At 51.6% G+C, this 14004-nt stretch carries 14 protein-coding genes; 8 read left to right on the top strand and 6 right to left on the bottom strand.

Translation table 11 applies throughout. The features are described 5' to 3' along the window. Positions 1–2 precede the first annotated feature (2 nt). The 7 genes from pxpB (at position 3) to M2404_RS12555 (ending at position 5989) form a co-directional block, all read left to right on the top strand. Positions 3–710 (top strand): 5-oxoprolinase subunit PxpB, encoded by a 708-nt coding sequence (pxpB, locus tag M2404_RS12585; RefSeq protein WP_259240100.1) that lies wholly within the window; start codon positions 3–5, stop codon positions 708–710. Further along, positions 707–1648, top strand: coding sequence for a 5-oxoprolinase subunit C family protein (locus M2404_RS12580; RefSeq protein ID WP_259240099.1), 942 nt, complete (start codon positions 707–709; stop codon positions 1646–1648). The genes pxpB and M2404_RS12580 overlap by 4 nt, the downstream gene beginning before the upstream one ends. Then, positions 1648–2502, top strand: a complete 855-nt coding sequence (locus tag M2404_RS12575; RefSeq protein WP_259240098.1) for a DUF4392 domain-containing protein — start codon at positions 1648–1650, stop codon at positions 2500–2502. Before M2404_RS12580 ends, M2404_RS12575 begins: the two co-directional genes overlap by 1 nt. Positions 2503–2716: 214 nt before the next feature. Continuing rightward, positions 2717–3583 carry a D-amino acid aminotransferase gene (locus M2404_RS12570; protein WP_259240097.1) on the top strand — a complete coding sequence of 289 codons (867 nt, stop codon included), beginning with the start codon at positions 2717–2719 and terminating at the stop codon, positions 3581–3583. Positions 3584–3737: 154 nt separating this feature from the next. Continuing rightward, a complete protein-coding gene (locus M2404_RS12565) occupies positions 3738–4265 on the top strand; it encodes a DUF6795 domain-containing protein (RefSeq protein WP_259240096.1) in 528 nt (175 codons plus the stop codon). A 22-nt stretch (positions 4266–4287) separates the two neighbouring features. After that, positions 4288–5460: a lipase family protein gene (locus tag M2404_RS12560; RefSeq protein WP_259240095.1), complete on the top strand. Its 1173-nt coding sequence runs from the start codon at positions 4288–4290 to the stop codon at positions 5458–5460. A 109-nt stretch (positions 5461–5569) separates the two neighbouring features. After that, positions 5570–5989 (top strand): hypothetical protein, encoded by a 420-nt coding sequence (locus M2404_RS12555; protein WP_259240094.1) that lies wholly within the window; start codon positions 5570–5572, stop codon positions 5987–5989. 53 nt (positions 5990–6042) lie between these two features. On the opposite strand, the gene M2404_RS12550 is transcribed toward M2404_RS12555, so the two are convergent. Beyond that, on the bottom strand, positions 6043–6624 hold the full coding sequence (locus M2404_RS12550; RefSeq protein WP_259240093.1) for an FMN-binding negative transcriptional regulator: 582 nt from the start codon (positions 6622–6624) through the stop codon (positions 6043–6045). 13 nt (positions 6625–6637) lie between these two features. After that, positions 6638–7036 (bottom strand): GNAT family N-acetyltransferase, encoded by a 399-nt coding sequence (locus M2404_RS12545; RefSeq protein WP_259240092.1) that lies wholly within the window; start codon positions 7034–7036, stop codon positions 6638–6640. Between the two features lie 87 nt (positions 7037–7123). Here M2404_RS12545 and pdxR point away from each other — a divergent pair, with 87 nt between their 5' ends. After that, positions 7124–8569 (top strand): MocR-like pyridoxine biosynthesis transcription factor PdxR, encoded by a 1446-nt coding sequence (gene pdxR / locus M2404_RS12540; protein WP_259240091.1) that lies wholly within the window; start codon positions 7124–7126, stop codon positions 8567–8569. Here pdxR and M2404_RS12535 read toward each other — a convergent pair. From M2404_RS12535 to M2404_RS12520, 4 genes are all read right to left on the bottom strand, one after another. Continuing rightward, positions 8558–9544, bottom strand: a complete 987-nt coding sequence (locus M2404_RS12535; RefSeq protein WP_259240090.1) for an isoaspartyl peptidase/L-asparaginase family protein — start codon at positions 9542–9544, stop codon at positions 8558–8560. The genes pdxR and M2404_RS12535 overlap by 12 nt on opposite strands. 10 nt (positions 9545–9554) lie before the next feature. After that, positions 9555–10313 carry a copper homeostasis protein CutC gene (locus M2404_RS12530; protein WP_259240089.1) on the bottom strand — a complete coding sequence of 253 codons (759 nt, stop codon included), beginning with the start codon at positions 10311–10313 and terminating at the stop codon, positions 9555–9557. After that, entirely contained in the window at positions 10300–11205 is a 906-nt protein-coding gene (locus M2404_RS12525) for a glucosamine kinase nucleotide-binding domain-containing protein (RefSeq protein ID WP_259240088.1), read from the bottom strand. Before M2404_RS12525 ends, M2404_RS12530 begins: the two co-directional genes overlap by 14 nt. A gap of 69 nt (positions 11206–11274) precedes the next feature. Further along, positions 11275–14004, bottom strand: a complete 2730-nt coding sequence (locus M2404_RS12520) for a discoidin domain-containing protein (RefSeq protein ID WP_259240087.1) — start codon at positions 14002–14004, stop codon at positions 11275–11277.

Below are 14004 nucleotides of genomic sequence, written 5' to 3'. Positions count from 1 at the left end.
GTATGAGTAAACCGCAGTACCAACTTACCCTGGCCGGTGAAAATGCCCTGATATTGTATTTTGACCAGCGCATTGACCCAGCTATATCCGCTCTGGTACAACAGGCTTGTGTGCTGATCCGGGCAGAACTGGCTGAAGATCTTATCGATGTATTGCCCTCTTACGCCTCGGTGCTGGTGATGTTTAACCCGCTGCGTACCGACCACTTTCGCGTACAGGCACAGCTGAAGCACTGCCTGGCCAACTTGCACAATAGCGATAGCCAGAGCGGCAAAGTTGTCGAACTACCGGTGTATTACAGTGAGGAAAGCGGGCCGGATTTAGCCCTTATTGCCCAAACAAAAAACATCAGCATTGATGAGGTTATTCAGCGTCATCAGGCTGTCAGTTACCGTGTTTATGCCATTGGCTTTGCACCGGGCTTTGCCTATTTAGGTGAGGTAGACCCACTATTGCAAATGCCACGTTTAGCCACACCTCGCGCCAAAGTGCCACGGGGTGCCGTTGCTATTGCCGACCGGCAAACTGCGATATATCCGGCACAATCACCTGGCGGCTGGAATTTAATCGGCCTTTGCCCAACGCGGATGTTTAACCCTGAGCAAACACCGGTAATGCCGGTGTCGGTAGGCGATGAAGTGCGTTTTGTCGCGATAGATAAAGCAGAGTTTTTACGCCTGGGTGGTGAACTACAAGGTGCTAAGCTATGAGTGGCTTTGAAGTAATAGCTGCCGGCGTACTAAGCCTGTTGCAGGATAGAGGCCGTTTCGGCCAGAGTGCGCTGGGCTTAACCACCGGCGGCGCTATGGATGCCCCTTCTGCCCGCTGGGCTAACAGGTTACTGGGCAACGACTATGGTGCCCCCCTGATAGAGTGCAGTGTTGGCGGCCTGCAACTGCGCACCAACACCAGCAGCTATATTGCTGTTACCGGTGCCGAACTGCCACTTAGCATTAATGGCAAAGCAGCTGAGCTTTGGACAGTGCATAAAGTTCAGCCTGGCGATGTTATAGAACTGGGCATGGTAAGCCAGGGCCTGCGGGCTTATCTGGCCGCTTCCGGAGGTTTTGCTGTTACGCCTCAGTTTGGCAGCGTATCTACCGTGCTGCGCGAAGGTATTGGTGGCTTAAAGGGTAATAAATTACAAAGCGGTGATGTGCTGGCCGCACAGCCGGTTAACCAGCTACCACGGCTAAGCCTGCCGCTGGCCTACCGGCCGCAGTTTAACCGCGTTCTGACACTACGGTTGGTTGAAGGTTATCAGGCAGACAGCTTTCCTGTTACCGAGCGGCAGCGCTTTTACCTTAACAGCTATAAAGTAACACCACAGGCCGATCGTATGGGTTATAAGCTAACTGGTACTGCCATTCACAGCCAGCAAAGCCAGTTGTTATCTGAAGGCATCTGTTACGGCGCAGTACAAATACCGCCCGATGGCCAGCCGATAGTATTACTGAATGACCGTCAGACACTGGGCGGTTATCCGAAAATAGGTTCAGTTCTATCGCTTGATTGCGCGCTGCTGGCGCAGGCGGTGGCCGGTACAGAGCTGTACTTTACCCCCATCAGCCCTGAACAGGCGCACAATGCACTGTGTTTAGCCAAAGTACGTACTGATGCTATAACAAGCCAACTGGTAAGCCTGTAATGACAGCACTGAACCCTGATTTTCTGGCGTTAAGCCAACAGATAGAACAGCTATTAGTGCGGCAAAACCTGCGTGGCATGGCCACACTGCAGCCACATTTGCGCCCCGGTTATATTCTGCGTGCAGCGCGGCTGATTAACCAATGCCGTGGTACTGTGCTTATCGGCACCGGTTTTCCGGTGCTGGATACCTTTGAAACCGACGGCCCGGTTGGCGCTATTGCTTTATATCAGTTGCTCACGCAGTTAGGAGCAAAGCCTGTCATTGTCTGTGGCGACCCGCTATACAGCGCATTAAAAGCTGATTACCAGTGCTACCAAATTACGGTAAATCAGTACGAAGCGCTGCCGACCATTGCCACTAAGGCGCTGGCAGAATTACAGCCGCAGCTGGTGATCTCTATCGAAAGGCCCGGTTTTAATGCACAGCAGCGCTACGCCAATATGCGCGGTGAAGATATCAGTGCCCGCTGTGCCAGCTTTGATTATTTTTTAACCCAGGCTCCCTGCCCGACTATTGGCATTGGCGATGGTGGCAATGAAATTGGTATGGGAAATCTGCTGCAGGCCGTTAGTGCGCTGAATATTACGCCTTGTGTTACCCAGTGCGACGAGCTGATTGTCGCCGATGTATCGAACTGGGCAGCCTGGGGACTGGCGGCTATGGTGTCCTTGCTGCGCAATGAAAACCTGCTAAGTGATGCCGACCCGCTGGCAATTTTGCAGTATTTATCAGCCAAAGGCAGTATGGATGGCGTTACCCGGCTAAACACTCTGACTGAAGACGGCTTGGAGCATACTGAAGGCCAGCAATTGATTAAAGATTTGTGCACTGTGTTGCAAGGTGCTGACTAGCCGCAGAACCGATATGCCCACACCAACACGCCGTAAATACGTCCCTGTAGGCTCGGTTATGAACTTCATCCATGAAGTTCACCCTTGACGGGCCAGCGGAGCTGTTCAAATTCGTTCCTGACGAATTTGTCGGCATCCATGCCGTCAACGGTTGGTTTAGAGCATATCGATTCCGCTCAACATACATCTGAGTAGCTTTGATGAGAGAAATGCTATGACAACAGTATATTTAAACGGCGCCTTTGTACCGGCCAGCGAAGCGAAAATATCGCCGATGGACCGCGGCTTTTTATTTGGCGACGGTATCTACGAAGTGATCCCAAGTTATGGCGGCCGCTTTGTTGGTTTTGGCCCGCATATTGACCGCATGCACAGCGGCCTGGCGCAACTGTCGATTGACCCTAAGCTAAGCCTGGCTGACTGGCAAAGCATTGCTGATAAGCTGCTGGCAGATAATCGCACAGAACTGGGCGATAACCTCGGTGTGTATTTTCAGGTTAGCCGCGGTACCGATACCAAGCGCGGCCATGCTTTTCCGGCCAATATAGCGCCAACGGTATTTGGCTTTGCCTTTGCCATCCCACCAGAGCCGGTGGCAGATAAAGCCAAAGCCACCACCTATGCTGTGGTTACCGGCCAGGATTTACGCTGGCAGCGCTGCCACATTAAATCGACATCGCTACTTGGCAATGTGCTGCACTACCAGCAAAGCTACAACCAAGGCGCACAGGAGATATTACTGTTTGATAAAGACGGTAATTTAACCGAGGGCGCAGCCGTAAACGTGTTTGTGGTAAAAGATGGTGTTATTGCTACGCCACCGTTAAGCCATAAACTGCTACCTGGCATTACCCGGCAGATACTGCTAGCCATTTTAACCAAACACAGCAGCATTAAAGTTGAAGAGCGCGAGATCAGCGAAGCCGAAGTGCTGGCTGCAGATGAGATCTGGCTTACCAGCTCCAGCAAAGAAATTGCACCGGTACTATATGTTAACGATAAACCGGTAGCTGACGGTAAAGTTGGCGATATCTGGCTTGCGGTACAACAGCTGTTCAGCACGTATAAGTTCGATTATTAACTCTATGCCTTGTTAAAAATACCGCTACAGTGGCGCTGCCAACCCCGGCAGCGTCATCTTTCATCTTCTTTTAACCTCAATTTATAAAATAATTAATTTACAAAATTGCATTATTTATATATCTTTTAGTAACGTCATTTTAGCCGGAGCCCGGATGCGTATGTCCAACGTATGGCGAAAGCCGTTGCCGCTGTTGGCAGCGGTATTGAGCTTTTTAGTATTTATTGTTTTCTCACAACAGGTTAACGCAGATATGTTTAGCTGGTTTAAAAAATACGATGTGCATTTATCACCTGCCGTGCACGGTAAAATCACTTTCAATGGCACCCCGGTGGCCAACGTTAAAGTATTCCGTGAGCTTACGTACGACAAAGAGTACCTGGACCATGCTGTAACTGACAGCAGTGGCCATTTCGATTTTGATGAAAAAAACATTCGCTCAAGTCGCCCCGGTGGGGCTTTTGATACAGCTAAGCGACAAGTACTTTATGTTGATTACGACGAACAACGCTATTTGTTGTGGTACTACAGCACGCTGAATGCTTCTGAAGCGAAAACACTTACCGAGAAAATGCAGCAATTACGTTGCGAATTAACACATCCGGAAAAAACTTACGAATTACCCAACCATGAGTTTCCTGACCACCCACACGGTGTGACAGGTGTCTGCAGTCTGGACTAATTACCATCGAAAGGATCATCTAATGGCAACTTTAACACCTAAACTGGCAGTACAACTGGCGTCTGCAGCTTATGACATACAGAAACCAAGCTCTTCAGGTTTATACCGTTTTGGTAAATCAGTCCCTGATGTTGATAAAGCATTTCAGTTTGATTTATCAAATGGCCCTATTCAGGGTATTTCCGGCAGCATACTGGCCCGAATGCTAAAACGCTCCACAGGCTTTGCTGCTGTTGGTAAAGGAAAAGCACAGTACGATGGCGACCATGTTATTGCTATTCGTGGCACCGCAAGCTTAAGTGACGGTATTACCGACGCTCATATCGGCTTAACCGGTGGTGAGAATAATTCGTTAATCCATGCCGGTTTTAATAAAACCTTTCAAAGTATGAAACCAGCATTAGAAAGCACATTAACGCCTTTACTGGCACGCAGCTCAAACGGAACTGTACATTGTGTCGGCCATAGCCTGGGTGGCGCACTGGCACATATCACGGCAGATTGGGTTAAACGTCGTTATAAAAATAAGGTCTTTTTATATACTTTCGGCGCTCCCCGTGTCGGGCTGGATGGTTTCGCCATCAAAACATCTAATAACATCGACCGTATTTTCCGCTGTACACATGCTGCAGACCCTGTTCCAATGGTACCGCTGTGGCCTTTTGTACATGCCCCTTATCAAGGTGAAGAAGTCTTGTTAGCGCCTGGGCAAGGGATCAGCTTTGCTGCACATAAAATGGCTACAGAAGCAACGCCAGGTTACCTGAATACAGCCAACAATAACAGTTGGCGTAATCTGCAAACACAATCATCTGTCAACCATATTGGGGTCCGGCTGAAATATGAAAATCGCCATCAGGCTTCATTTACCAGTTATTGGGCAGAAAAAATAAGCTCTGGCTTAATCACTTTACTCAAAGACTCAGGCTATTACACGGCTGTTATGGCTCAGGCCGCTATTGGTACCGGCCTGACTTTTTACGATATGTTGGCGAGAACACTGGAGGCCGTTGCCAAAGCATCTACGGTTCTTGCTGAACAGACCAAAGGTTTGCTGGGCCACATGCTAACATTCGCCCGCCAGGCAGTAACTACTGTGACAGAGCTGTCATTTAAATTTATCCGCTGGGTATTTGATAGAACCGTTGGTGCACTTTATCGCAGTGCCCGCGAAGCTATCAGTAGCGTCATGTAAAACTTATTGGCCAGATGGTTAATCACTATCTGGCCGCCTTTGTCATTCGTAATGAAAGTTCCTATCCATATGAAGCTACTCTATGGCGAACGCTTATAAGAATTAAACTATGGGCATACTGCTTTTACCTGCTTTTTTAGCCTATGCCGCAGCCGTTATTTATGCTGCGATTAAAAGCTATAAAATTATTGAATTGCATGGCGTAAGCCTTTGGCTTGGGCTATTGCTGGCTGCTGCGCTTATTTATGCCATCTTGCCAACGCTCAACGTATATCTGCGCTTTAAAGATGCCACTAGTTTGTGGGCTTTCGATGTGCCTATCAGCCTATTGTTTAACCCCTTAGCAGCGGTATTACTTGTTGCCAGTTTTGTCGTGTTAAAAAGCCACCTGCTCATCAGTCAGCCACTGCAATTGTCGCTTAATATAGCGGCAACCGGTGTACTGCTTGGCATTTCTGTTGGTACAGTGCTTGGTTTATTTTTTGCCGAACAACTACTGGGGTTAGACCAATTACCGCGCACGCATTAAACTAATGCCGTGCTGTAAACCGGAATACCGGCAACTATGTGAAAGCCACCAAGCTAATGCTGCGATAACATCATTTGCCATACCGTGGCAGGTTGCTCGGTTTGCTGCAAATAATTGATAACCGCCTGCTGCTCGGCAGGCGTTTTGCTTTGCGATAACTTAAAACGGCCCGTGATACTGCTCAGGTTAATCTCAACACCGACTATAGCGTTAACTAACTTTTGTTGGTAGTCAGTGGCTTGCGTCATATCAGCTGCGCTATGCGCTTCCTGTTTTCTGACCAATGCCAGCGTTTGCTCTGCATCCAATAACCGTGCTGTACCCTTTAGCTCAGCCAGAGCGTAGTTCCAGGTAGATACCGCCGGTTGCTGCCGGTAACAACTGGCGGCGATAAAGGCATGCGGCCCCTGAATAACAATAGTAACCGGCGCTCCATCCAACTGGCTTAACTGCGGGTTATTGCGCGCCAAATGGCAATACGCTTTATCACCCGTGCTGTGCCAGGAAAATAAAAACGGTAGTGGTGTGTAGCTAAAACTGCCGTTACTACTAAGTAGTAAACCAAAATAATGTTGCTGTAAAAATGCCTGTAATTGTGTGCGGTCATCGGTGTAATAAAAAGCGGGGGGATACACTGCTGTCTCCTGCTTAGTACTGGCGCTGAATATGAAAGGCGTTATCTATCGCGGTAAAACCCACTTGCGGATAATACTGCATGGCAGACGGCGCACTGCGCAGTAACTGTTGTACCTGCGGCCCGGTAGCCTGCAGTACCGCAGCCAACAGCGCTTTACCTATACCCTGCTGCTGGTAAGCTTTATCTACCAGCAGATCACAGATATACACCACATAGGCTTTGTCGGTTAAACAGCGTGCCAGCCCCAGTAACCGGCCATTTTGCCTGGCGGTAATCAGTAAATTGCTACTTGCCAGCATAACGGCCATTCTTGCGCTATCGTCTGTTGGCCGGTTAATACCCGATGCGCTGTACAGCGCCAGCATTTCGTCCAGATTAAAACTGCTTTCCTGTCGGTATACGATAGTCATTAGCTGCCTCCTTCTTGTCTTGCCGCTAGCATAGCGGCTAAACTGGCCTCATAAAAAGTACCAGTTTTAACAAAGTGGGAGATCCAGTTGCGCATACTAACTGACAACCTGCAACTTAGCGGCCGGGGTAGCCTGCAATTACAGCTATATCAGTTGTTACAATATCAAATTCTGCAAGGGCTCTGGCCCAATGGTGCCCTGCTGCCATCCAGCCGACAGCTGGCCGCAGACTTAAAGCTAAGCCGCAACACGGTGAATCAGGTGCTGCAGCAATTAGTAGCAGAAGGTTATATCGAAGGCCAGCCAGGCCGCGGCTATCAGATTATTGCGGTGCCAGAGCAGTACTTTCAGCCGGAGCCTGCCCGGGCTTTGCCAGTTAACCAGCTAACACTAAACCATTATGATTTACCGCAAAAACAGGGAATGGTAAGCGGCTTACTACAACCTGGTGTACCGGCTTTGCCGCTGTTTCCTTATGCGTTATGGCAACGCCTGTTATCACGCCACAGCAATCGTGAGCAGTTAAGCGGCTTTGCTGAGCCATTAGGGTATCTGCCGCTGCGTCAGGCACTGGCTGTTTATCTGTGCCAGTCGCGCCAGGTAGTATGTAACGAGCACAACATACTGATCACCGCCGGAGCACAGCAGGCATTGTTTATTGCAGCCAAACTGGTTGCAAAGGCAGGCCAGCAGGTACTGATGGAAACACCCGGCTATCCGCGCCTGAAACAAGCCTTGCAGTTGTGCGAGTTGCAGGTGCAGTATCTGGATGCCAGCTCTGCCAATGGCCTGGATATAACACAGCTTCCATCATCATCTGAGGCCAAAGCACTATTCCTTACGCCTGGGCACCAGTATCCGCTGGGCGGCATTATGCCACTGGCAAACCGGCTGGCAGTGTTGCAATGGGCGCGCCAACACAACTGCTGGCTGGTAGAAGATGATTACGACAGCGAGTTTCAGTACCAGCACCGCCCTGTTGCCAGCTTGCAAGGGTTAGCAGGCGGTGAAGGCGTGTTGTTTGCCGGTTCGTGCAGCAAAACCTTATTTCCGGCGCTACGCCTCGGTTATCTGGTTGCCCCCAGGGCGGTTATCGCCCATGCCGCCAGCATTTTGCAGGCGCTGCATGGCGATGTACCATTATTGCCGCAAGCCGCTCTGACCGATTTTATCAGCGAAGGCCATTTTGGCCGTCACCTGCGCAAAATGCGCCGCTATTATCAGCAGCAAAAGCAGTTTGCGGCACAACTGCTACAACAAGATTTGCCGCAGTGCCGCTTATATGCGCTGGACGCTGGCTTACATTTAGTATTGGAGTTTCCTGAACCAATCGATGATGTCAGTTTACAGCAACAACTCGCAGCCTATGGTATTAAAGCACAGCCACTTAGCCGCTATCTGTTTAATGCTGAGTCGCGCAGTGGCCTGATACTGGGTATTGCCAATAGCAGCCAGCCGGAATTAGCTGCTGCACTGAAACGGTTGGTAACTTTATGCCGGTACGCACTGGCACAAGTGGCTTTACCGGGTTAGCAATGCTGCCGCAGCGTGTAGCTTACTTTCCCCCTGGTGCTGCACGGCAAAATTAAAACCCGGCTGCAGACAATAGCTGCCATATTCACCGTTTTTATTCAGTGCAATAAAGCCAATTTGGGTGTCGGCAATATTGCCTTTGCGCAGTTGCAGCTTATGATAAATACGCTGTACCGCCTGCTCACACGCCTGCTGCGGGCTGTAGCCCTGGCGCATCAACTCGACCACTAAAAATGAGCCTGTCACCCGAATCACCTCTTCGCCATGGCCAGTGGCTGTGGCCGCACCGACTTCGTTATCAACATATAAACCAGCGCCGATAATCGGCGAATCACCTACCCGGCCGTGCAGTTTAAACGCCATACCACTGGTGGTGCAGGCGCCGGCTAAATTGCCGTGGCTGTCCAGCGCCAGCATACCTATGGTGTCATGGTTTTCAATATTAACAATTGGCCGGTAGTTGGCATCTTTTAGCCACTGCCGCCATTCTTGTTCTGACTCTGGCGTGAGTAAATTTTCAGCAACAAAGCCCTGTGCCAGCGCAAAATCGAGCGCGCCCTGGCCTACCAGCATCACATGCGGTGTTTGCTCCATCACCGCCCGGGCTACTGCCACTGGGTGTTTAATCTGCTGCAGCGCCGCCACCGCGCCGATATTGGCAAATTCATCCATAATGCAGGCGTCCAGTGTGACTTTGCCGTCACGATCCGGTCGGCCGCCATAGCCGACACTGCGCTCGGTCGGGTCGGCTTCGGTCAGCATTACACCTTGCTGTACCGCATCAACGCCACGGGCTCCCTGTTGTAATAAATTAAACGCCACCTTATTCGCCTGCAGGCCGAAATCCCAGGTGCTGATCACCACAGGTTTACGCCCCGGCGCCGCTACAGCTGCGCAACCCGGTAACAAGGCTGCAGCCGATACACCGGCGCCAAGCATAGCGCCAAGTTTTAAAAAATACCTCCGTTTAAGCATGTGGCTCTCCTTATTGCCGGTTTGGCGCTGGTTGTTGATTTGGCTTAGCCCGTTCAGTCAGACAATGTTGTAGTTGCTCAAGCTTAGCGGCATCTACCTTATCGTCGGTAAGTACCGCCGAATGCAAATGCCAGCACAGCTGTGCATTGTCGTGCAGTGTTTGCTGCAGCTGCGGTAAGTTGGCCAGCGTAACCCCGCCACCGGCCACCAGCACCATGCGCCCGGCAATATACTGCTGCAGCGCTGCCAACTGGCGTACCCCCTGCGTTATGCTTTGCTGTTGCTGCCAAGGTGTACCATTACTTAATAACCGCTGCACGCCTAATCCCAGCAGCTGCTCTACCGCTGCAGCCGGGCTGATGCAGGCGTCAAAAGCACGGTGAAAAGTGCAAGCCAGGCCCAGTTGTTGGCACTGTTGCAACAAACCGGTTAAAAACGGCAGATCCGGCTGCGCATCTGCCGTCAGGGCTCCGACCACAATGCCGTCAGCCCCCAATTTTGCTGCCTGCAGTAACTGTGCTTGTATTTGCTGCTGCTCGGGCACCGAGTAAACAAAATTACCTGCTCTGGGCCTTAGCATAACCCGCAGCTGTGTATGCGAATTACAGGCTGCACGAGCCTGGCGTAACGCATCAGCACTAACCGACAACCCCTGCAGCGCCATCTGGCTGCACAGCTCAATGCTGTCAATACCGGCAGCGCAAACGGTGCGGATATTCTGCGTAAGGTAGCGGCTGTCGCTATCAAGGCATATTTCAATTTGTGCCATACTGCTTAGCCTCCTGCGCTGCAATGGCCAGTTGGCGGCGGGCATAATAAATAGCCCCTACTGTTGCCGGTGCCAGCGGAGCACTAAAGTGGTTACGCTGTGCTGGCGGCAGATAAGTTAGCAAGCGCTGCCCTACGCCCCCCAACAGGCAACAACGGCCTTGTGGCAACTGCCGGGTAAGCCTGGTAATAAAATCGCATGCCTGTTGCAGCATAGCCAGTGCAACCGCATCACCGCTGTCTGCCGCCTGAAATACTAGCGGCGCCAGTTCAGCATACTGCTGCGGTGTAGCGTGTAGTAGTTGCTCTGCCATCAAAGCCGCTCCACCATTAAAGTGCTGTTGTAACAAGGTGCTTAGCATCGTAGCAGGTGCCAGAGCATCCAGTGCCAGCAATACCGCCTGCACGGCCTGCAAACCCAAACCAGAACCGCTGCAAACAGCGTTGATTGGAAAGCCATAGCCGCCAAGCAGGGTTTCATCCTGCTCGGTCAGCCCGATAGCGCTAAAGCCGGTGCCCAGAATAATCACGCTGCCAGCCTCGCCGCCGTGTGCGCCGTAACAGGCGACGTGTAAATCGGTGGTAACATGCCAACTGCCAAAAGGGTGCTGCCACTGTAGCGCTGTGGCTTTTAACCCGGCCAGATGGGCACCGGCAAAACCGGCTCCCACATGCAAGCGGGTATAAGCACTGCTATCCAGCCCGGCCTGCAATAAAGCGGCATCTAGCGCCTGCCAGACATTGGCTTCAACCTGTAGCCAGCCCAGCCCCAAATTGGCAGCGCCCGAGCGCCCTTCACCCAGCAGATTACCGCTTTCATCTTCCAGCCGCACCCGGCAATGGCTGCCGCCGGCATCGATACCGGCAAACAGCGCAGAGCTTACAGTTAACATCGATCAGATTACCTTTATGATAAAAGGCGCAGCCTGGCTGCGCCTTTTGTATGCCAACAATATTGCAGCTTAAAGCACAGGGCCGATCAGCTCAAACTCTGCCACCTGCATTAAATTGGTATCACCTTTGTTTTTTGTGATCTCAATGCGGTAGTGGCTGAAACTGCGGCCATTCAGTATGCTAAAGCTACGCTGCTCGGCACGGGCTGCAAAACTCTCACCTGCCCAATCACCCAGTACCTGCCAGCTTTCACCATCGTTTGAACCAAGTAAACGGAAGTTCTCCGGATCGCGGTCCGGTGCATCGTTAGCACTGGTCATAGCAAAGGTATTCACAATTACCGGCTGCGGCAAGCTGATTTCCAGCCAGGAGGGCGCTTCAACCGAAGGTACGCCGCCGTTGTCCAGCCATTTGGTTGCCGGGTTATTATCAAACGCCATAGTACCCGCTTCGCCATCACTGATAGCAGCACGCTCGGTAACCTGGGCTGCAGCATTATCACTGTGATCCTGCGCCTGTACCTGTGGGCCAATCAGTTCAATTTCGGCTACCTGCATTAAAGCACTATCACCTTTGTTTTTCGTGATATTCAGCCGGTAATGGCTGTAACCCAGCGCATTAGCTACTGCGAAAGTTTGCCGCTCGGCGCGTTCGCTAAAACTGATACCGGCCCATTGCCCCAGATTAACCCAATACTCACCATCATCAGAGGCCAGCAGGCTAAAGTTTTCCGGGTCACGGTCCGGCGCATCATTGGCACTAACCAGCGCCAGCATATTCACTGCCTGTGGCTCTGCCAGGGTTACACTGGCCCAGGCTGGTGCTGCGGCTGTTGGCACTGCTGTGTTGTCCAGCCACTTAGTCTGGCTGTCACCGTCAAAGGCATAGCCGGCGGCTTCAGTTTCACTTATAGCACCGCTGGAGGCCACTGCTGTAGCGGTTAAAGCATGATTCAGCGCTGGTACCGCAGGCCCGATAAGCTCAATTTCAGCAATTTGCATCAGGCTGACATCACCTTTGTTTTTGCTGATATTAAGCCGGTAGTAGTGATAAGCCAGGCTATTACCGGTGTTGAATAAACGGCGCTGACCACGGCTGTCAAAACTCTCACCGGCCCATTCGCCTAAAGTCAGCCAGTTGACACCATCGGTTGATGCCTGCAGGTTAAAGTTCTCCGGATCGCGGTCCGGCGCATCGTTAGCACTACTGATAGCCAGGCTGCTGACCGCTTTTGCTTCACTAAATTGCACCTGCACCCAGGATGGCTGCTCAGCTGTTGGCACCGCCGTGTTATCCAGCCATTTTGTGCTCAGCAAGCCGTCAAACGCCATATCGGCGCTTTCTGCATCGCCAATGGCACCGCTGGCAGTTATGCTGCCACCTTGCTGAATTTGGTCGGGATACACCGGGCCAAACAGCTGCACTTCAGCTAGTTGCATTAAGTTGGTATCACCTTTATTTTTTGTAATATTCAGCCGGTAATAGCTATACGGCAAGCTGTTATTAAAGGCAAAATCCTGCGCTGTTAAGCGCTGCTCAAAGCTGACACCGGCCCACTGCCCCAGCGTAAGCCAGCTCTCACCATCGTTAGAGGCCTGCAGGTTAAAGTTTTCCGGGTCACGGTCCGGCGCATCGTTGGCGCTGGTAACAGACAACACACTGATAGCTTGCTCCTGGGCAAACTGCAGTGTTAACCAGGCCGGAGCCTCTGCACTGGGCACGCCGGTATTATCCAGCCATTTAGTGTCGGCACTGCCATCAAAAGCCTGGTCACCACTTTCGCTATCGCTGATAGCACCACGGTAGCTTATTTGCGCACCGGCTAAATAGGCTGCAGTGGTGTATTCGCGAATTGGCCCGCTACTGTTATCTGCCAGTACTAATGGCAGCTCAATATCAATAATGCTGTCCGGGGTTAAACCCAGCTCTGCCAGTACCGGGTGGCCCTGCAATGCATCCAGCAGTTGCTGGCGCAGTGCTGTAGCAGCGGCTTCATCGCCTTCTGCCGCCAGCGCTACCTGTGCTGCTGCGGCAGCAAACGTATCGGCCAGGGTTGCCTCTGCGCCAATATAGGCAAAAGCGGCATTAGCAAAGGATAACCGAATCAGCTGGTTGCTGCTTTGAGCAAAATTTTCTGCATTATCGGCACTTTGCAGTGGCTGTTGCAGCAGGTTTATTGCCGGCATGTCAACGCCAAGAATACGTAACAGCTGCGCTGAGTATTCCAGTTGCGCCGGTTCCAGCGTAGCCAGTGCCGACACATTACGCCCCCCTGCAATTGCTGCCTCCAGTAACTGGCTGGCAAAGGTAGTGAGCGCATTAACCTGCACTGTGGCATCAGCAGTACCATCAGCGGCAGCGCCCAGCGGCGCTTTTAACCAGAACAGGTTAGTTAATGTCACGCTGCCCAGCGCGTCAGCACTGACCGGCGCCCCTAAGGCTGTTTCGCCACACAGGTTAAGATCACATAGCATACTGCTGTCGGCAGTAGTGGTAACCGCCAGTTTGTGCACTGCGCTAAAAGCATAACCCGGAGCTGATGTCAGGGTGGTAGCCGCCATACCGTTACTGTCGGTTTGCACGGCGGTACTGCTTACCGTAGTACCGTTTAATGCACTGACACTAACCGCAGCGCCGCTTAAAACCCCTTTTACAGCACTGGCGCTTACCTCGGCTGAGGTTAACACTGGTGTTGGTGCATTATTTACATCCGGTGTCTCACCACTATCACAACCGGTTATTGCACCTAGTGCTACTGCCATCGCACACAGTAGCTGACATTGTTGTATTGTTTTCAT

The sequence above is a fragment of the Rheinheimera pacifica genome (genome assembly GCF_024809855.1).
GTDB classification, from domain to species: Bacteria; Pseudomonadota; Gammaproteobacteria; order Enterobacterales; family Alteromonadaceae; genus Alishewanella; species Alishewanella pacifica_A.
This window is presented reverse-complemented; position numbering and strand designations above follow the sequence as displayed.